This is a genomic window from Clostridium sp. CM042, from assembly GCF_055080995.1.
In genome coordinates, this window is sequence record NZ_CM143646.1 from 1,959,218 (window position 1) to 1,979,609 (window position 20,392).

The 20,392-nt window shown below is 31.4% G+C and carries 15 protein-coding genes; 4 read left to right on the plus strand and 11 right to left on the minus strand.

Going from position 1 to position 20,392, the window contains the following annotated elements; genetic code table 11:
- The first annotated feature begins 6 nt into the window (after positions 1–6).
- Positions 7–1,740: an NADH-dependent [FeFe] hydrogenase, group A6 gene (locus ACWJJ7_RS09260; protein ID WP_462961867.1), complete on the plus strand. Its 1,734-nt coding sequence runs from the start codon at positions 7–9 to the stop codon at positions 1,738–1,740.
- A gap of 174 nt (positions 1,741–1,914) precedes the next feature.
- The gene (locus ACWJJ7_RS09265; RefSeq protein ID WP_462961868.1) at positions 1,915–3,375 is read left to right on the plus strand and encodes an IS1182 family transposase; all 1,461 of its coding nucleotides are present in this window, start codon (positions 1,915–1,917) and stop codon (positions 3,373–3,375) included.
- 149 nt (positions 3,376–3,524) lie between these two features.
- On the opposite strand, the gene ACWJJ7_RS09270 is transcribed toward ACWJJ7_RS09265, so the two are convergent.
- From ACWJJ7_RS09270 to hydF, 4 genes are all read right to left on the minus strand, one after another.
- A complete protein-coding gene (locus tag ACWJJ7_RS09270) occupies positions 3,525–4,697 on the minus strand; it encodes a SpoIIE family protein phosphatase (protein WP_462964970.1) in 1,173 nt (390 codons plus the stop codon).
- A 1-nt stretch (position 4,698) separates the two neighbouring features.
- Positions 4,699–6,414, minus strand: coding sequence for a [Fe-Fe] hydrogenase large subunit C-terminal domain-containing protein (locus tag ACWJJ7_RS09275; RefSeq protein ID WP_462961869.1), 1,716 nt, complete (start codon positions 6,412–6,414; stop codon positions 4,699–4,701).
- Complete coding sequence (locus ACWJJ7_RS09280; RefSeq protein WP_462961870.1) at positions 6,407–6,661, minus strand: (2Fe-2S) ferredoxin domain-containing protein; 255 nt, start codon at positions 6,659–6,661, stop codon at positions 6,407–6,409. The genes ACWJJ7_RS09275 and ACWJJ7_RS09280 overlap by 8 nt, the downstream gene beginning before the upstream one ends.
- A gap of 68 nt (positions 6,662–6,729) precedes the next feature.
- A complete protein-coding gene (hydF, locus tag ACWJJ7_RS09285) occupies positions 6,730–7,932 on the minus strand; it encodes a [FeFe] hydrogenase H-cluster maturation GTPase HydF (RefSeq protein ID WP_462961871.1) in 1,203 nt (400 codons plus the stop codon).
- A gap of 275 nt (positions 7,933–8,207) precedes the next feature.
- Between hydF and ACWJJ7_RS09290 the strand changes: the two genes are divergently transcribed.
- Together ACWJJ7_RS09290 and ACWJJ7_RS09295 are read left to right on the plus strand one after the other, a co-directional pair.
- On the plus strand, positions 8,208–8,978 hold the full coding sequence (locus tag ACWJJ7_RS09290) for a polysaccharide deacetylase family protein (protein WP_462961872.1): 771 nt from the start codon (positions 8,208–8,210) through the stop codon (positions 8,976–8,978).
- A gap of 308 nt (positions 8,979–9,286) precedes the next feature.
- Positions 9,287–10,747, plus strand: a complete 1,461-nt coding sequence (locus ACWJJ7_RS09295) for an IS1182 family transposase (RefSeq protein WP_462961868.1) — start codon at positions 9,287–9,289, stop codon at positions 10,745–10,747.
- A gap of 191 nt (positions 10,748–10,938) precedes the next feature.
- Here ACWJJ7_RS09295 and pssA read toward each other — a convergent pair whose 3' ends face one another.
- The 7 genes from pssA to ACWJJ7_RS09330 all read right to left on the minus strand — a co-directional run bounded on the left by pssA (position 10,939) and on the right by ACWJJ7_RS09330 (position 20,321).
- Entirely contained in the window at positions 10,939–11,457 is a 519-nt protein-coding gene (gene pssA, locus ACWJJ7_RS09300; protein ID WP_462961873.1) for a CDP-diacylglycerol--serine O-phosphatidyltransferase, read from the minus strand.
- 226 nt (positions 11,458–11,683) lie between these two features.
- Positions 11,684–12,862 carry an acetyl-CoA C-acetyltransferase gene (locus ACWJJ7_RS09305; protein ID WP_462961874.1) on the minus strand — a complete coding sequence of 393 codons (1,179 nt, stop codon included), beginning with the start codon at positions 12,860–12,862 and terminating at the stop codon, positions 11,684–11,686.
- A gap of 392 nt (positions 12,863–13,254) precedes the next feature.
- Positions 13,255–14,967, minus strand: a complete 1,713-nt coding sequence (locus ACWJJ7_RS09310) for a sigma-54 interaction domain-containing protein (RefSeq protein ID WP_462961875.1) — start codon at positions 14,965–14,967, stop codon at positions 13,255–13,257.
- Between the two features lie 219 nt (positions 14,968–15,186).
- The gene (gene gltS / locus ACWJJ7_RS09315) at positions 15,187–16,395 is read right to left on the minus strand and encodes a sodium/glutamate symporter (protein ID WP_462961876.1); all 1,209 of its coding nucleotides are present in this window, start codon (positions 16,393–16,395) and stop codon (positions 15,187–15,189) included.
- Between the two features lie 449 nt (positions 16,396–16,844).
- A complete protein-coding gene (gene gltS, locus ACWJJ7_RS09320) occupies positions 16,845–18,053 on the minus strand; it encodes a sodium/glutamate symporter (protein ID WP_462961877.1) in 1,209 nt (402 codons plus the stop codon).
- A gap of 157 nt (positions 18,054–18,210) precedes the next feature.
- Positions 18,211–19,080 carry a response regulator gene (locus ACWJJ7_RS09325; protein ID WP_462961878.1) on the minus strand — a complete coding sequence of 290 codons (870 nt, stop codon included), beginning with the start codon at positions 19,078–19,080 and terminating at the stop codon, positions 18,211–18,213.
- Between the two features lie 2 nt (positions 19,081–19,082).
- On the minus strand, positions 19,083–20,321 hold the full coding sequence (locus ACWJJ7_RS09330; RefSeq protein ID WP_462961879.1) for an ATP-binding protein: 1,239 nt from the start codon (positions 20,319–20,321) through the stop codon (positions 19,083–19,085).
- Positions 20,322–20,392: the final 71 nt, after the last annotated feature.

The following is a 20,392-nucleotide window of genomic DNA, read 5'->3' on the forward strand; positions in this document are numbered from 1 at the left end:
CACGCTGTGAGTTTAATTACTCTTACTATAAACGATAAAAAAGTCTATGTAGAAGAAGGTTCGACTATTTTACAAGCTGCTAGAATGTTAAATATAAATATCCCCACATTATGTCATTTAAATATGCATGATGGAAAAACTACAAACCATCCAGGTTCCTGCCGTGTGTGCGTGGTTGAAGTTTTCGGACGACGTAACTTAGCACCTGCCTGCTGTACTCCTGCTACAAATGGAATGTTTATTAGGACCAATTCAATAAGAGCTATTAAAGCACGTAGAACTGTACTTGAATTAATTCTATCTGACCACCCACAAGATTGTTTATTATGTGAAAAAAATAATCATTGTGAATTACAAGAATTAGCTGCTGAACTAGGTATTCGTGAAATTCGCTATAAAGGTGAAATGTCAACTTATCCTATAGATAATTCAAGTAGTTCTATCGTTAGAAATTTAAATAAATGTATATTATGCAGACGTTGTGAAACTGTATGTAACGAAATTCAAACTGTCGGCGCTATATCTGGCGTAGGCAGAGGTTTTAACACTGTTGTATCCACTGCTTTTTCACTACCAATAGGAGAAACCACTTGTACTTTCTGCGGAAAATGTGTTTCTGTATGTCCAACTGGTGCATTAACCGAAGTTAATAATACTTCTAAAGTTTGGAATGCTCTTGACCAACATGAAAAAGTTGTTGTTGTTCAAACTGCACCTGCAGTTAGGTCTGCACTCGGTGAAGAATTTGGACTTGAGCCTGGCACTTCTGTTACCGGAAAAATGGTTGCTGCATTAAGGGCTTTAGGCTTCAAAAAAATATTTGATACAGATTTTGCAGCTGATTTAACAATAATGGAAGAAGCTAGTGAATTTGTTCATAGATTACAACATGGCGGCAGACTTCCAATGCTTACAAGTTGTTGTCCTGCTTGGGTTAATTTCTTTGAGTATCAATTTAGTGATTTATTAGATATTCCATCCACTTGTAAATCACCACAACAAATGTGGGGTGCTGTTGCTAAAACATACCTTGCAAAAAAAATGAATATTGAGGCAAAAGATATGATAGTTGTATCTGTAATGCCTTGTCTTGCAAAGAAATATGAAGCTACTAGACCTGAGATGTCTACAAATGGCGTGCCAGACGTTGATATAGTTATAAGTACAAGAGAACTCGCTAAAATGATAAAAGAAGCTGGAATTGACTTTAATGGATTATCAGAAGAAGATTTTGACAGTCCACTCGGAGAATCTACTGGTGCTGGCGTTATATTTGGTACCTCTGGCGGAGTTATGGAAGCTGCATTACGTACTGCTTATGAGTGGTTAACAAATGAGACACTCGAAAATGTAGATTTTGAAAAAGTAAGGGGAATGGAGGGTATAAAAGAAGCTTCTGTAAAAATTAATGACATTGATGTTAAAGTTGCTATAGCTAGTGGACTTGGAAATGCTCGTAAATTGTTAGAGGCTATTCGCGCAGGCGATGCTGATTATCACTTAATTGAAATTATGGCTTGCCCTGGCGGATGTATTAATGGTGGTGGACAGCCATATTCCGTTAAACATGAAGATATATTATCAAAGAGAATGTCCGTTCTATATAGCGAAGATAAAAACAAGAGTATAAGAAAATCTCATGATAATCCATACATCAAAAAAATATATAAAGAATTTCTAGGAGAGCCATATGGTGAAAAAGCTCATGAACTTCTTCATACCAATTATGTAAAACGGTAAATAAGGCAAATAAAAAAACAGCAGATATAACGAGGCCACTGAAAAACTATATGAAAAATCGTCATCGAATTAAAGATGGCGATTTTTTTTATGTAAAAGACTAAAAACAAAAAGGAATTTTAAAAGATATGTCGAATTAGTATAGTAGACTAAAATAAAAGGGGCTATACTATTATGCTAAAAGGACAATTGGAAATAAAAATAAATACATACCATAGCTTATATTCGTTAATTATTCCGGAAGATAACATTTTAAAGCAAATTAATGACCTTGTTGACTTTTCATTTGTTTATGATGAATTGGTGGTTAACTATAGTTCATCTATGGGTAGAGGTGCTATTAACCCCATAATGCTATTTAAATATTTACTTTTGAAAGTAATATATGAATTGTCTGATGAAGATGTTGTTGAAAGAACTCTTTATGATATGTCCTTTAAATATTTTCTAAATTTAGCCCCAGAAGAAACAAATTTAATAAACTCAAGTACATTAACTAAATTTAGAAAGCTTCGCCTTAAAGACATGAATTTATTGGATTTATTAATAAACAAGACTGTAGAACTTGCTATAAAAGAGGGAGTTTTAAAAAGTAAAGCAATAATAGTTGATGCTACGCATACCAAGTCACGTTATAACCAAAAGTCAGCAAGCGAAGAATTATTGAAACGTGCAAAAAACTTAAGAAAAACATTGTATGGAGTACATCCTGGTATTAAAGAAGAGTTACCTAATAAAGTTACAACTGGAGTACTTGAAGATATTCTTGAGTACTGCAAATTATTAATTGATAGCATAAACGAGAAGCCAGAAACTGCAGCAAATCCAGCTGTGAAAACTAAATTAAACTACTTAATGGAAGCTATTAATGATGACTTAGAAAATCTAAAACTATCAAAAGATGAGGATGCAAAAGTGGGGCATAAAACTGAAGATAGTTCTTTTTTTGGATATAAATCACACCTTGCTATGAGTGAAGAACGTTTAATTACAGCAGCTGTTATTACAACTGGCGAAAAAAGTGATGGAAAGGAGCTCATAGCCTTAATAGAAAAAAGCCGTGAGGCTGGTATAGATGTTAATGAAGTAATTGGAGATACAGCTTATTCTGAAAAGAAAAACTTAAAATATACAAAAGAAAATAAAATTGTATTAATTTCAAGACTAAATCCTGTAATTTCACAAGGAATGCGAAAAAAAGAAGATGAATTTGAGTTTAATAAAGATGCTGGTTTATTTGTATGTCCGGCAGGCCATATGGCTATTAAAAAAGCAAAACAGGGAAAGAAGAATGTTGGTAAAAATCAAGTGCTAACTTACTATTTTAATGTAGAAAAGTGTAAAAATTGTGTTCATAAAGATGGGTGCTATAAAGAAGGTGCTAAATCTAAAACTTATTCGGTTTCAATAAAGTCAAATACTCACAAAGATCAAATAGAGTTCGAAAAAAGTGAGTATTTTAAAAAACGTGCTAGAGAACGTTATATGATAGAGGCTAAAAACAGTGAACTTAAGCACCAGCATGGCTATGATGTAGCAACATCGTCAGGTTTAATTAGCATGCAAATGCAAGGTGCGTTATCAATCTTCACTGTGAATCTAAAGAGAATAATCAAGTTGAAAGGCATGAAATAAGGCTTTTTTAACTTAAATATAAAAATATAAAAAGAAAAAGCATGAAACATCCAAAAATATGGGTATTTCATGTTTTTTCTGTTCAAGCCTAAAAAACTTACTGAAAAGAGAGTGCTTTTTTCAGTGGCCTCGATATAACTGCTGTTTTTTTACAAATAATTTATATTAACATATTTCCCTAACTTTTTCATGTATTCAACTAGTTGATTTACAAGCTTGAGCTTAATACTCAAATCTATTGGGAAATTCGGGTTTTGATGTGCCGGATTTATAGCCTTTCCTACCCATAAGTTGAAATGAGTACAATCTTCTATTAGCATTTTAACAAGTCTGCTAGCTCCGTCGAAACCTTCTAAATTACAGGAATACTCCTGTGATGCAAAACTTGATTCATAATTTTTCAACTTTTCTATTGCCTTGCTTAAAGTTAGAACCCCTTCAGTTATTAAATCTATTCCGTCCATAGTTGCCGTAGGTGGTACATCTTTATCAAAAAAGTCAAAGTTAACTTTAAGAACGCGGCCTAGTTCTCTGCTTGCAATGTTTGATGCGGTTCCCCCACAAATTATTTTTTTCCCAGTTCCTTTTATGAATTCTTTAATAACATAGCTATCATTTCGTTCATCCTCAGGTGGGCCAGTAAATAGATCTATAGTCTCAGGCTTTCGAGCTTTTACACATACGACAGTAGTATCGTCTCCAGGTTTTCCTCCATATAAATCCCAACATACCTGAATTAAATCCTTAGCAATATTTTTTGCACTTCGCCTATATTGTGTATTCCTAATCAAGTAATTTTCTACATTATCCCAGCTCCAACCTAAATTTAATATATTTCCAATGCCTGCATGAATACATCCATCACTCACTACCGTAAGTACATCGCCCTCTTGCAGTATAAATTGACTTTCAACTACTTTCTTTTCATTAATAATACTTTCTTTTTTCTCTATTTTTATACCCTTATTGTTGCCTATCAAAAAGAAAGGTGGATTATCATATTCTGCAATATATGCCCTTCCATCATTATAAATTTTCATTAGCGTAAAAGTACAATAGGCAATATTCCTCACCTTACACACTGGTAGCGTATTTACTATAGTATCTACAGTTTCATAGATATCTGCCCCTTCTTTAAGCATAGTACTGGCAATTTTCGCAGTTAAAGATGCTAGTATATTAGCTTTTACTCCACTGCCTAGACCATCTGCCATAACAATTATAGTGCTGTCCTCTAGTCTTATTATATCTACCCTATCACCACAGAGTTCCTCATCTTTTTTTATCAAGCTATCATAAGCTACATCAATAAACAAACCCATTTTACTCACCATCTTCTCCTGCTACTATTTTCTTTAGCTTAGTTAAAATAATCTTTGTTTCTGCAGTTGTTTCACCAAGTAAACTTGCTATTTCTTGAGCAACTCTCATTTGCTTTTCTATAACCTCTTGAGCAGCATTTAAAGTATTTTCTTTAACCTTCATTAGTTCTTTTTTATTTTTCTCTTCAGCCATAATATTAACCATACTTGCAAGTACCATGTCTAGCTTCGGAAGATATACTATATTCTCTATAAATACTACGCCATACTTTGGATAAGCAACCTTTTTACCTATTATCTTTTCTCCAGATTCTCTTACCTTTTTAAAATCCTCATCATCAATAAGTAACGATATAGGTTTGCCTATGATATTTTGAGATTGTATTTTAAATATAGCCTTGGCCGCAGGATTTATCTCTCGTACATTCATCTCTCCATCTAATAAAATTAAATTACTAGCAGTATTTTCAACTATTTCATTAGAAAGACTCTCTGCTTTACTTCTCATATAATGAAGACACATAGTAGTTTCAGCCATACCTTCGAATACAGCTTGAGCCTTTTGCCTACAAGAATTATATCCACACACGCCACAATTTAGTTCATCCTTAAGTTCATATTTGCCCATTTCTTTCATAATAGCTTTAATTTCTTTTTTAGTAGCTATAGACTTTTTAATAGGTTTTTCAATAAAATCTCTGTGAAAATTTATATCTCGTGGAATCTTTGTAACTGTAGGTTCATTATAATTTTTGCGACTCTTTATATAGTTTTTAACTTTTCGTAATTTTGCATAATAATTCTCACCATTTTTAACCATGACTGGTCCACCAATGCAACTCCCCTTACATGCGCTAGCCTCAATTAATACTTCTTTTAAATCACCATTCTTAATACTATTAAATGCTTCTATGCACTCTTCCATACCACTTACAGTAATAACATTAAGTGGGCTTTTCTGTAATGCATTCCCCATTGCCTCAATAATACCTCCCTCTATAGTAAACCCTTGACCTTTACTATATGGATTAACATTTAAATTTTCTTCTATCTTAGGTATTTCTATACCTAATCCAGCGATCCAAGAATTTAATTCATCAAAGGTTAATTCTGCATCGATTATATTATATTTTGAATAATAATCAAACTCAGATTTTTTTGCGAGACATGGCCCTATAAACACGACAAAGCAATCTTTTCCAAATTTACTTTTTAATACTTTACCATGAGCCATCATTGGGGATACCGTAGGAATCAAGTATTTAATTAGTTCTCCAAAATATTTTTCTACCAAATAGTTAGATGATGGACATGCTGTGGTTATATAAACATCTTGCTTATTATCCGCAATATACTCATTATATAATTCAGCCACTATTTCTGCCCCTACTGCGGTTTCTTCTACTATACTAAATCCTAAACTCTTTAAAGCTGACACCACGATGCCTTGCTGATCATCAAAAAAACCAGCAAAGGAGGGTGCTAAACTTGCTATAACTCTTTTACCACAATCTATAGCTTTTTTAACAGTATCCAAATCACTTTTAATTTTTCTAGCGTTTTGTGGACATACGGTGAGGCAATGTCCACATTCTATACATCTTTCTTCGTCTATTGCAGCTTGTTGATTTTCAAATTTTATTGCCTTCACAGGACATGACCGAAGGCATTTATAACAATTTTTACAATCTGCTTTAGAAAAATCCATGTTACTCATCTTTTATACCTCTCATGATAGTTTCATGAAAAAATGAATCTACATTATTCTCATTTAACGAGAAAAACCCTTCATCACTCACAGTTACAGAAACTCCTTCTGTGCATCTACCAATACAAAATGCACCTTTGAGCTCAACAATATCTGAAACCTTATTTTCTCGGATTAACTTTTGTAACCCCTCTATTACTTTATAAGACCCTTTTAAATGACAGGCACTACCTACACAAACACTAATAGTAATCATTATTATCATCCCCTCAAGTTAAGTTTTCCTTATATTAATTTTATACAATACTTTTCAAAAAACTATGTTTAAAAAGAATCTTCTTCAAAAGCGCTAAGTACTCTATCCAATATACCGTTTATATGTGCTATAGCTATACCAAAATTAGTAATAGGTAGCTCCTCTATATTAGCCTTCTTAATCCTTGACATGAATTGCTGTCTGTTAACCATACAGGCTCCACAATGAATTATTAGCTTATATTCGCTTAAATCATCTGGAAAACTGCTGCCGGCGCAAATCGTTATATCTAGCTTTCCATCTACTTTTTCCCCCAGCCATATAGGAAGCTTTTCTCTCCCTATATCTCCAACAAGTGGATGATGGGTGCAAGCTTCTGCTATAAGTACCTTATCTCCTGGTTTCAATGTATCTATAGCTTTTGCCCCTTTAACTAAGGTGCGTAAATCTCCTTTATACCTAGCCATAAGTATAGAAAAAGAAGTAAGTGGTACATCTTTTGGTACTATAGAATTGACTTTTTTAAATACCTGCGAATCCGTAATCACTAAATCTGGTTCGTCCTTTAGCGCGGCTAAAATGTCCTCTAGTTCACTATCCTTTACCACTAGTGCCATAACATCATTATCAAGAAGATCTCTTATTACTTGAACTTGTGGTAGTATTAATCTCCCTTTTGGTGCTTGGATATCTTGTGGTGCTACAACTATTACTCTTGCCTTTGGTTTTACTATGTCACCAACAATTGTGCTTTTTTCAAAATCCTCTGGCGCATTAGCCATAATTGCTCTTTTTAACTCATCAATATTGACTTTATCTTTAGCGCTAACCTTAACAAAAGTTAGCTCTATTACCTTTTGAATATCTTTGAGTGATATTTCATTTTTGTCTATTTTATTGATGACTCCAACTACAGGTATTTTTCTTTTTTTTAAATCTTCATACCATGTTTTTTCAAATAATAAATCTTCATCATTACCATCAATAACCAAAAGTGCTAAATCAGTTTTATCCATAACTTCTTTAGTTTTCTTTATTCTAAGTTCTCCGATTGTGCCTTCGTCATCAAGTCCCGCAGTATCTATAATAACAACAGGACCTATTGGAAGTAGCTCCATTGCCTTATAAACTGGGTCTGTTGTGGTTCCTGCTAAATCAGATACTAATGCAATATCCTGCGACGTAAGTGCATTAATTAAACTTGATTTCCCTACATTTCTTTTTCCAAATATAGCTATATGAAGCCTATTAGCATTCGGTGTTTGCTGCATAATATATGATTCCTCCTATCTTTTAGGCTCAAATTTATAATTTTAAAATTTTATCAATTAATTTTTCCATACAATCAGAAGATTCCAACTTTATCAAGCAACATAATTATACAAATTTCAGTATTGATTGTCAATGATTCATCAGCTATGCTTGAGGCGCTAATTACACCTAATTAAATCATCACTTGCGGAGCTATTGCAGCTCCGCAAGTGATGATTTAATACTTTTTCTTTGGGTATACTAACTACAACAAAAACTAAAGGTGAGTGATAATATGAATTTTAGAAAAAAAAGTATTTTCCTTGTTTTTACTACCACTATTATTTGTTTATTATTAGCTATCAGTCCACATATAAACAATGCACAGAAAAATAACCAGGCATTTATGCCACGTAATACTTCATTAAAAGATGCTGGCGATATTGAAACTTCAAAATTTGTTTATTTAACTTTTGATGACGGTCCTACATACGTTGTTACCGATGCTTTATTAGATGTATTAAAAAAACAAAATGTAAAAGCTACTTTTTTTATAGTAGGAAAAGAAATTGAGGGAAAGGAATCAATTCTTAAGAGAATATATAATGAAGGTCATGGTATAGGTCTTCACACATACAGTCATAATTTAAAAAAAATATATAGAAGTACAGACGAATTTATTTCAGAAATGAAAAAGGATTCTAACAAAATTGAAGAAGTCACCGGCTTCGCTCCTAAGGTTATTAGGTTCCCTGGTGGTAGCGCTAAACGCTTAAATGCTTCTAATTTAGAGAAACTTCATGAAAATAATTTTAAAGTATATGATTGGAATGTTAATTTATCTGATGGTGTAAACCCTAATTTAAGCGTCTCACAACTTATTAAAAATTCAAAAATAATTAAAGGCAATAAAAATGTAGCCATACTCCTAATGCACTGCAATTTTAATAATAAAAACACTGTAAAAGCTCTGCCTGAAATCATAAAATACTATATGGATTTAGGTTATGAATTTAAAGTTATTACTGAAGATACCCCTGAATATTATTATAAATTTAGAAATTAAATCATCTCCTGCGAAGCTGCAACAGCTCCGTAGGAGATGCATTAATGACTCCAGAAGGATATTTATACCTCACTGAAGTTTTATTTTCACTATAATATGTGCCCCACTTATATATGTAGGAAACTTCCATTCTGAAATGTCATTAAAAAAGACCTCACTATAAAGGAGGCCACTGAAAAACTATAAAAAAAATCGTCATCGAATTAAAGATGGCGATTTTTTTTATGTAAAAGACTAAAAACAAAAAGGAATTTTAAAAGATATGTCGAATTAGTATAGTAGACTAAAATAAAAGGGGCTATACTATTATGCTAAAAGGACAATTGGAAATAAAAATAAATACATACCATAGCTTATATTCGTTAATTATTCCGGAAGATAACATTTTAAAGCAAATTAATGACCTTGTTGACTTTTCATTTGTTTATGATGAATTGGTGGTTAACTATAGTTCATCTATGGGTAGAGGTGCTATTAACCCCATAATGCTATTTAAATATTTACTTTTGAAAGTAATATATGAATTGTCTGATGAAGATGTTGTTGAAAGAACTCTTTATGATATGTCCTTTAAATATTTTCTAAATTTAGCCCCAGAAGAAACAAATTTAATAAACTCAAGTACATTAACTAAATTTAGAAAGCTTCGCCTTAAAGACATGAATTTATTGGATTTATTAATAAACAAGACTGTAGAACTTGCTATAAAAGAGGGAGTTTTAAAAAGTAAAGCAATAATAGTTGATGCTACGCATACCAAGTCACGTTATAACCAAAAGTCAGCAAGCGAAGAATTATTGAAACGTGCAAAAAACTTAAGAAAAACATTGTATGGAGTACATCCTGGTATTAAAGAAGAGTTACCTAATAAAGTTACAACTGGAGTACTTGAAGATATTCTTGAGTACTGCAAATTATTAATTGATAGCATAAACGAGAAGCCAGAAACTGCAGCAAATCCAGCTGTGAAAACTAAATTAAACTACTTAATGGAAGCTATTAATGATGACTTAGAAAATCTAAAACTATCAAAAGATGAGGATGCAAAAGTGGGGCATAAAACTGAAGATAGTTCTTTTTTTGGATATAAATCACACCTTGCTATGAGTGAAGAACGTTTAATTACAGCAGCTGTTATTACAACTGGCGAAAAAAGTGATGGAAAGGAGCTCATAGCCTTAATAGAAAAAAGCCGTGAGGCTGGTATAGATGTTAATGAAGTAATTGGAGATACAGCTTATTCTGAAAAGAAAAACTTAAAATATACAAAAGAAAATAAAATTGTATTAATTTCAAGACTAAATCCTGTAATTTCACAAGGAATGCGAAAAAAAGAAGATGAATTTGAGTTTAATAAAGATGCTGGTTTATTTGTATGTCCGGCAGGCCATATGGCTATTAAAAAAGCAAAACAGGGAAAGAAGAATGTTGGTAAAAATCAAGTGCTAACTTACTATTTTAATGTAGAAAAGTGTAAAAATTGTGTTCATAAAGATGGGTGCTATAAAGAAGGTGCTAAATCTAAAACTTATTCGGTTTCAATAAAGTCAAATACTCACAAAGATCAAATAGAGTTCGAAAAAAGTGAGTATTTTAAAAAACGTGCTAGAGAACGTTATATGATAGAGGCTAAAAACAGTGAACTTAAGCACCAGCATGGCTATGATGTAGCAACATCGTCAGGTTTAATTAGCATGCAAATGCAAGGTGCGTTATCAATCTTCACTGTGAATCTAAAGAGAATAATCAAGTTGAAAGGCATGAAATAAGGCTTTTTTAACTTAAATATAAAAATATAAAAAGAAAAAGCATGAAACATCCAAAAATATGGGTATTTCATGTTTTTTCTGTTCAAGCCTAAAAAACTTACTGAAAAGAGAGTGCTTTTTTCAGTGGCCTCCTATAAAGTGAGGTTTTACTATAATTGCGTTATGAATTTTTTTTTATTATAATTGCTTAACTATTGTTTTTTGAATTTTAATTTACTTACCATCAAATAAGATAATGTAACTATTAAAATCATAGTAGGCCCTAAATTTGAAGCTTTGTTAAACATCAATAAAGCATACAGTGCTAAAAATATGCCTGCAATGGTAATAGGAATCCCTGAAAAAACCCCATCAAAATCTGTAATATTATATTTTGCTAACCTATATGCGCCTGCTACTGGGAAAATCAAAACCATTAAATACCCAATTGACCCAAGTCCTGCAAAATTATAAATATTAAATATTAATATTGAAGGTGCTAAACCAAAAGACACTAAATCACATAATGAATCTAGTTCTTTACCTAAATCGTTATCCACATTTAAAAATCTAGCTATTTTACCATCATATCTATCAAATATTCCTGCTAAAAGAATAAATATTGCTGCTAATTTATAATTTCCGTCAAAGCTCATAAGTATAGACAAAATTCCACAAGACATATTGCTTAAGGTGAACATGTTTGGCACAGCATTTTTTATTTTAACCATCTATATCACTCCTATCCTTATAATTATACCATATTATTAGCAGTTATTCTTTAGTATTATATAACATTATTATTAAAATCATCTTAAATTTTACTTAATCTTAATCTACAACAAAATTTTAAATTAAATTCTTACTTTATTAATATTCCGAATGTTAATTAATAATTACTTTATTCCCTATCAACTAAAAAAGGACCAGCATTTTTTTGCTGATCCTTTTTTGCTATTATCTTTGAACTATAATCGCAGTTCCTTGACCGCCACCTATACATAATGTAGCAAGTCCTGTTTTAGAATCTCTTTTTATCATTTCATATATTAATGTAATAAGTATTCTTCCACCTGAAGCTCCTACTGGATGTCCAAGTGCTATAGCTCCGCCATTAACATTTACTATTTCTGGATTTAAGCCTAAATCTTTAGCTACAGCTAATGATTGAGAAGCAAAAGCTTCGTTAGCTTCTACTAGATCTAAATCAGCTACAGTCATTCCTGCTTTTTGTAATGCTTTTTTACTTGCTGGAACTGGACCATATCCCATTATTTTCGGATCTACTCCACCTGATGCATAAGATTTTATTGTAACTAGAGGTTTAAGTCCTAATTGATCTGCTTTAGCCCTTGACATTACTACAAACATAACTGCACCGTCATTTATTCCTGATGCATTAGCTGCTGTTACAGTACCGCCTTTTTTAAATGCTGGTTTTAATTTTCTTAATTTTTCTATAGTTGAACCGAATTTTGGAAATTCGTCTGTATCAAATGTTATTGGGTCACCCTTTCTTTGAGGGATTACCACTGGAACGATCTCATCTTTGAATTTGCCTTCTTTTATAGCTTTTTCAGCTTTTAATTGACTTTTCAAAGCAAATTGATCTTGATCTTCTCTAGTTATGTTCCACTGCTCTGCAATATTTTCTGCTGTAACTCCCATATGATAGTCATTAAACGCATCCCATAGAGAGTCTTTAATCATAGTATCAACTACTTTTCCGTCTCCCATTCTTGCACCCCATCTGTTGTTTGGAAGTGCATATGGAGCGTTGCTCATGCTTTCAGTTCCACCTGCTAAAACTACTTCCGCATCTCCACACATTATAAATTGTGCTGCCATGCTTACAGCTCTAAGTCCTGATCCACAAACCTTATTTATTGTAAGTGCTGAAGCCTCATCTGGAATACCTGCATGTATTGATATTTGTCTTGCAATATTCTGTCCAAGTCCTGCTTGTATTACATTACCAATGACAACTTCTTCTACAAGTTCTGGTTTAATTCCTGCTCTTTTTATAGCCTCTTTAGCTGCAACAGTTCCCATTTCTACAGCTGATACTTTTGATAATGCTCCACCAAAAGATCCTATTGCTGTTCTTGCTGCTCCTACAATTACTACTTCTCTCATATTATAACCCTCCATTTATTTATTTTCTCTAGTATATTATTACCACATAATAGGAATTTATTATATGCTTTTGTTTTTTTCCTATATGTATATATTACTAGCAATTTTCATGCCAAATGTACAAACTCTTACAAAGCTTACTATACCAACCTCTGCCAATTTTTTAAAACAAATTATAGCTATGACTGTAAACTTAGTTAACACTAATAGCCCCATACACTTACCCGTTTTGCGCTTGTTAATATTATAACCTAATTGTTAAAAAAATCACTAAAAGTATTTTCAACGTATTGATACACCTAAGCATATATTTTTTTTTACAATTTCCATTTATGCCACTGTAACTATTTTTTATATAAAAACAACACATGTAACCATAGTTTACATGTGTACTATTGTAGATTTGCTGATTTCATTAAATTATACCTGTTTAATTTCTTATACAATCCAGCCCTACTAAGTCCCAATATTTTTGCAGTTTCCTTTTTATTTCCCCCTGTTTTTTTTATACATTCCATGATAATGTCTTTTTCAATAGTTTCAACAACATCTTTTAAATAATTATTTTCTAATGAATATTTTTTTAATTTACCATTAATTATCTTTTCTGTCAAATGCTTCGGCATTATATAAATATCTGTATCAAGCAGGTTTATAGCTCTTTCTATTACATTTTCAAGTTGTCTTATATTGCCCGGCCAGCTATAAGATTTCAAATAATCAATAGCCTCACTTGAAATGCCCTCCGTGTAAATATTATATTTTTTACATATTTTCACCCTTAATGCATTAGACAATTCATCAATGTCTTCTATTCTTTCTCTTAATGACGGTAATTTTAAATGCATAACATCCAACCTATAATACAAATCTTCTCTAAACTTTCCATCTTTAATTAACTGCTCTAATGACTTATTAGTTGACGCAACAATTCTTATATCGACTTTGATAGCATCATTTCCACCAACCCTCACTAATTCTTTTTCTTGAATAACCCTTAGGAGTTTAACTTGCATATTCATAGGCATATCACCAATTTCATCTAATAAGACGGTACCGCCATTTGCATGTTCAAACTTACCTTTCTTCCCTGATCTTTTAGCGCCAGTAAAAGCGCCTTCTTCATAACCAAACATTTCTGACTCAAAAAGCTGTGTTGGAATAGCTCCACAATTAATTTTTATAAAAGGTTTTTGGCATCTCCTACTAGCATTATGGATGGAGTGTGCGAAGAGTTCTTTACCCGTTCCACTTTCACCAGTAATTAAGACGTTTGAATCTACCTTAGCTACTCTTCTGGCGAGTTTCATTACCTCGCGGCTTTTAGCGCTATCTCCTATAATGTTATTAAAAGTATATACTGCTTTTTGATCTGTACTTAATTCATTTTTACAACATTCAACATCTTTTTCCAAATTGCTTAGTTTATTACCTAGTATTTTAAAATTACTCAAATCCTTAAACATTACTTTCCCAATGGCCCCAACAATTTTGCCATCTTTCATTATAGGGACTCTCATAGAAATCATCTTATGCCCATTTGCTTCTTGAATTTCTCCAAACTCTTTTTTACCAGTCTTTGCCACTATATGTAATTTTGTGTTTTCTATAACATCAGTTACATGCTTTCCCTCTGGATTTTCGCAATTAATAAATTCTTTATATTCATCGCTCATCATAGTTATTATTCCATTTTCATCTACTACAACTACACACTCTTTTACAGTATTAAAAATTGTATTCAAAATATTTTCGTCTATTCTGCCATTTTCTTGTGAATTCATCAATATCTTATTTTCCGTTTTTTTACTAAATATTTGGAGTGCACCTATGACTTCACCATTTTGAGTTATTACTTTGCGGGTTATAATAAATTTACCCTCTTTTATATTTAATTGTTCTTCTTTATTTTCAATTATACTTAATAGTTCACCATAAGGAAATATTTTTAAAATATGCTTTCCTATGCTATTTTCTGCATTAACCTTCAACATTTTTTCAGCAGCATTATTAATGATTTTTATGATGCCTTTCTTATCTATAACAATAACACCTTCATTAATATTGCATATAACTTGGTTATAATAATCATTAATTGTACCCATTTGTCACCTTCCCCTAAGCTTATAATACAATTATAAAGTCCATAGTTTTTTTTATCAAGATATAATTAAAATAGCAAGATTTTTTCTCGCTATTTATGACTATTTTCCTCTGCCTCCTTATCCACGTAAGCTTTTTCATAAAAAGAAAAGTATGTATTTTAAGCAATACATACTTTCCAACATATTAAGGTGTAGAATTTGTAATATTAAAAGTGTTTATTATTTAATAAAGAAATTCATAAACGTTGTAATGACTCCAGCGTTAACGAAATCTACAAATAAACCTCCCACTAATGGAACAACAAAGAATGCACGTTCAGCATGACCATATTTTAATGTCATAGCGTTCATGTTCGCCATTGCATTTGGGGTAGCTCCCATACCAAATCCACACTGTCCACAAGCCATTACCGCTGCATCATAATCTCTTCCCATAACATTAAAAGTTACGAAATATGCAAATAACGCCATTAGAATTGCCTGAGCAAATAACATTATTACTAGAGGTAAAGCTAAATCTGCTAACTGCCATAGCTTTAATCCCATTAATGCCATAGATAAGAACAAAGATAATGAAATACCTCCTATAACATCAATTTCATCTAAATGGACCTTATAAGCCTTTGTAACATCAGCTATATTTCTTAAAATTGCGGCAGCCAACATACCACCTATATATCCTGGAAAAGTCAATCCTGCTTTTTCAAAAAGACTAGATATAATTGTACCTATTCCCATAGCTAATAAAATCTGAGATGCGGCACCCATAAAATTGTCAGGTATCATTTGTTTTGTAGTGTCTTCATTAGATACCGTTACATCTTTATAAATTTTTGAATTAACCGTTTTCATAGGGTACGAAATATTATTTTTTTCAAGTAATTTTTTACCTATAGGTCCTCCAATCATGCTGCCCATAACTAGTCCAAATGTCGCTGACGCCAATGCTACTGTGGTGGCACCTACTATACCTTTTGATTCAAATAATGGACCAAAAGCACCTGATGTTCCGTGTCCACCTACCATAGGGACAGAGCCAGTACAAAGCCCTATAATTGGACTTAATCCAAATACCTTAGCAAGTGTAACTCCTGTAATATCTTGAAGAATTATAAGTACCGTAGTTATTGCTAAAAAAATAAAAACTTGTTTTCCACCTTTTTTTAGTAATTGAAGACTTGCTGTAAACCCAATAGTTGTAAAGAACGCCGTCATAAATATTGCTTGAAGCGTTATATCCATATCAAAAGTCAATATGTTAGTTATTTTTAGTATTAAAGTAAGTATTACAAACAGCAAGCCACCAACTACTGGTGCTGGTATACAATATCTTTCTAAAAATTCTACCTTATTCTTGATTCTTTGCCCTATAAATAGAACGATAACTGCTAATGCTACTGTTTGGATCATGTCTAATTTTATAACCATTTTTTATCCCCCTTGTATTATATTGTATTATATTATATTATATATTATAATTATAACAAGCTTATACAAATAAAAACACAATACTACAAAATACTTCTTTTAAAAAATTAAATTTTCAGACTTTTATGTTTTTTTATCTAACCAAGCAATATGCATTAAATAATTGTCTCTTTGATTGTATAATAATGTAATTCATCCCGTAAAACTCCTTTTAATGTATATGATGATATATTTTCAGTACCCTCTGGATTTTCACAATTAATAAATTCTTATACACATACTCATTATAATAATCAATAATTGTATCCATTTGTCACCTTCCTTTAACCTTATAACGCAATAAAAAATAGCGAGATTTTTTCTCGCTATTTTAACTATTATATTAGGAACACTCAAGCAAATAAGCTTAGTTACCATAAATATTTAATATGTACAATTTAAACGAGCTATTATTTTCCAATAAAATTCATAAACATTGTAACTACTCCAGCGTTACAAAAATCTATAAATAAACTTCCAACTAACGGAACAATAAAAAACGCTCTTGGAGCAATACCATATTTTGCTGTCATAGCTCCCATGTTCGCCATTGCATTTGGTGTAGCGCCCATACCAAATCCACAATTACCAGAGGCCATTACCGCTGCATCATAATCTCTCCCCATAACATTAAATGTTATGAAATATACAAATAACGCCATTAAAATCGTCTGAGCAAATAACATTACTATTAGAGGTAAAGCCAAATCTGCTAATTGCCATAATTTTAATCCCATTAACGCCATAGATAAGAATAAAGATAATGAAATACCCCCTATGACATCGATTTCATCTAAATGGATTTTATATGCATTTGTAGAATCAGATATATTTCTAAGAATTGCAGCTGCAAACATAGCACCGATGTATGGTGGAAAAGTTATCCCTGTTTTTTCTAGAAGTGTTGATATAATTGTACCTAGCCCCATAGCTAATAAAATCTGAGATACAGCTCCCATAAAATTCTCGGGAATTATCTGTTTTACAGTGTCTTCTTTGGTTGTTGCTGCCTCTTCATGTACCTTTGAATTAACCGTTTTCATAGGGTATGAAAGATTATTTTTTTCAATTATTTTTTTCCCTATAGGTCCTCCAATGACGCTGCCCATAATTAAACCAAAGGTTGCTGATGCCATTGCTACCGTGGTAGCACCTACTGCACCTGCTTTTTCAAATATTGGGCCAAATGCACCTGCAGTTCCATGTCCACCTACCATAGGTACTGACGCCGTTGAAAGACCTATAAGTGGATTTAGACCAAACATCTTAGCAAGTGCGACTCCTGTAATATCTTGAAGAATTACAATTGCGACACCTAACCCTAAAAAAATAAAAACTCCTTTTCCACCTTTTTTTAGTAGTTTAAGACTTGCAGTAAAGCCAATAGTTGTAAAGAATGCTGTCATAAATAATTTTTGTAGCGTTATATCCATATCAAAAATCAATATATTACTTACTTTTAGTAGTAAAGTGATTATTGCAAAAATCAATCCTCCAATTACTGGTGCTGGTATGCAATATTTTTCTAAAAAAGTTAACTTGTTTTTAATTTTTTGTCCTGTAAATAGAACGATAACTGCCACTGCTACTGCTTGAATCATATCTAATTTAAAATCCATTTTTTTGTACCTCCTGATAATATTTTATTATATACTATATATTATAAGGAAGTTATACAAATAACGACACAAAACTACGAATTCTTCTACAAATAAATTAACTTTTCATACTATTAATATTATTTTGTTATCTATGTAAGAATTATGCTTTGAATACTCATGGGCTTAATTTGGTAATAATGCTTTCAATAAATTTTTTTGTATTTATTTTCCCAGGCTCATCTGAATGGTTGTTTATATGTCTCATTTCCTGCCTTACTTGTTTGAAGTCAAATAATAATGTACTATATTCCATAAAAATACTACTACTATAATCATCACAACCGATCTCTGCTATAGTTTTTAAGGCCTTCTGAATAGTTCTCCTAATCCTCTGTTCTAATGCCTTTTTATTTATATTTACATCTCCACATTCCTCCTGTGCGATTTCACTGTATATTTTTTGTAGCTTATATGTAGATGATGGATTTCTTTTTTTAAAATCTATTATTTTATGTATAATCTTTATTAGCTCATTACTCCCTACAGCACCTGTAATACCTATATCGGCAAAAATATTAGTTATTTGATTATCTAAAAATAATTCTTTTGTTACACTTTTATCATTATTTAAGCTTGATACTGCATTTTTTATAAGTGCTAACGAATTTTCAAGCTCAATATTATGACATATTCCTCTTATAACATTAATAACTTCTATACTGTTTATAGGTTTACTTATAAAAAAGATTATTCCATTTTCATAGGCTTTTGAAACCAATGACTCATCCTCAACTTGAGATATCATAATAAACTTACCCTTATACCCTTGCCTCTTAGCAGACTTAATTATTTCAATTCCATCCATTATAGGTAACAAAAAATCAATAAGCACTATATCTGGACTATAGAATATTATGTCTTGCACAGCATCTTCACCACTATCTATTTCACATATAACTTTCCCAAGGTTATTTTTCTTTATTAAAAGCCCTAGCATTTTCCTAATATTAACATCGTCATCAATAATCAAAAAACTTTTTTCCACAGTTATCCTCCATTTAATGAGTTTTTAGGTATTTTCAATATAAATGTAGTACCCGTCATTCCATCTGATTTTACTTCTATATCGCCTTCTAAGTCTTCAATAATATTTTTTACATGTGAAAGTCCGATACCCGTAGATGCTTTTCCGGTTATATTATCATACTTAGTAGTAAACCCTGGATTAAAAATATAAGGAAGAATCTCTTCATCAATTCCTTTTCCTGTATCAGTTACTTCAAAATACATATTACTTTCATCCTCTTTTTCAGATATTTTAATGAACCCTTCATTTTCACAGTCATCTATACTATTAATTATTAAATTATTAAGAATAACAAACAAATTATAATAAGCCCTAATAGTAAAATCATTCTTAAAATGGAATGATATTACTATTTCTTTATTGCCTTCTTTTATATATCTGCTTGTATTATCATTAATAATAGTAAAAATACTTGAGAGTGTCATTGCATCTTGATTTTCAAAATTATCTATAAGTGATTCAAATCCTTTTAAAATTCTATAATGATCTTTCTTTATTTCATGTACCTCTCTAGCGATGTCCAATGTTTTTTCTCTTAAATCGTCATTCTCCTTATAAGTTTCATATAAACAATAACTTTTTGACATCACCTTTTCAATATCTTTCATAGACTTCTTTAAATAAAACATTTCTGCCTGTATATTTGAAATTAACAAATTGAGCTCTGTATATCTCTTCTGATGTTCACTATCTATGATAAATAATTTTTGTTTATTATAAGTGAGGTAAACGAGGTAAGATAAAAATGCTCTAATAAATCCTGCCAAAAATATGATTCTTATAATATGTAAATTAATGTTATTTCGCATCATAGCTTCAAATATGTTACTTATCGAATCTATTAATGTTAATAATAAAATTGTATTAACTATATGGTCTTTATATTTTCTAACTTTAGTAAGCTTAATAAAAGCTCCATAGATTAAATAATATACTAATGAAGGAAAATTAGAAGCTATTATATCTATAATTCCATACTGTGATAGTAATATTCCAAAAATATTTCTCATTACGAATATTCCTAAGCCACATAAAAACGCCATTTTTAATTCTGACATATCGTCCATTATAAGTACACTTAAGTTGAAAATAATTACCCCTACTGAAAATTTGAGTTGACTTTCCAATGGGTAAAAATATATTTCTGCGAATAGAGATACAATTAATGATATGACTATATATTTCTTTGTCTTTAGCATAAACCCCTCCAAGCAGGTAACTATTATAGTCAATTACGAGATTCCGTTAAATCATCTTCTGCGAAGCTGCA

Excerpts from the sequence above, each read along its gene's own strand:
- ACWJJ7_RS09265 (WP_462961868.1), top strand. The coding sequence starts at position 1,915 with ATGCTAAAAGGACAATTGGAAATAAAAATAAATACATACCATAGCTTA.
- ACWJJ7_RS09270 (WP_462964970.1), bottom strand. The coding sequence starts at position 4,697 with ATGGGTTTGTTTATTGATGTAGCTTATGATAGCTTGATAAAAAAAGAT.
- ACWJJ7_RS09275 (WP_462961869.1), bottom strand. The coding sequence starts at position 6,414 with ATGAGTAACATGGATTTTTCTAAAGCAGATTGTAAAAATTGTTATAAA.
- ACWJJ7_RS09280 (WP_462961870.1), bottom strand. The coding sequence starts at position 6,661 with ATGATTACTATTAGTGTTTGTGTAGGTAGTGCCTGTCATTTAAAAGGG.
- hydF (WP_462961871.1), bottom strand. The coding sequence starts at position 7,932 with ATGCAGCAAACACCGAATGCTAATAGGCTTCATATAGCTATATTTGGA.
- ACWJJ7_RS09290 (WP_462961872.1), top strand. The coding sequence starts at position 8,208 with ATGAATTTTAGAAAAAAAAGTATTTTCCTTGTTTTTACTACCACTATT.
- ACWJJ7_RS09295 (WP_462961868.1), top strand. The coding sequence starts at position 9,287 with ATGCTAAAAGGACAATTGGAAATAAAAATAAATACATACCATAGCTTA.
- pssA (WP_462961873.1), bottom strand. The coding sequence starts at position 11,457 with ATGGTTAAAATAAAAAATGCTGTGCCAAACATGTTCACCTTAAGCAAT.
- ACWJJ7_RS09305 (WP_462961874.1), bottom strand. The coding sequence starts at position 12,862 with ATGAGAGAAGTAGTAATTGTAGGAGCAGCAAGAACAGCAATAGGATCT.
- ACWJJ7_RS09310 (WP_462961875.1), bottom strand. The coding sequence starts at position 14,967 with ATGGGTACAATTAATGATTATTATAACCAAGTTATATGCAATATTAAT.
- gltS (WP_462961876.1), bottom strand. The coding sequence starts at position 16,395 with ATGGTTATAAAATTAGACATGATCCAAACAGTAGCATTAGCAGTTATC.
- gltS (WP_462961877.1), bottom strand. The coding sequence starts at position 18,053 with ATGGATTTTAAATTAGATATGATTCAAGCAGTAGCAGTGGCAGTTATC.
- ACWJJ7_RS09330 (WP_462961879.1), bottom strand. The coding sequence starts at position 20,321 with ATGCTAAAGACAAAGAAATATATAGTCATATCATTAATTGTATCTCTA.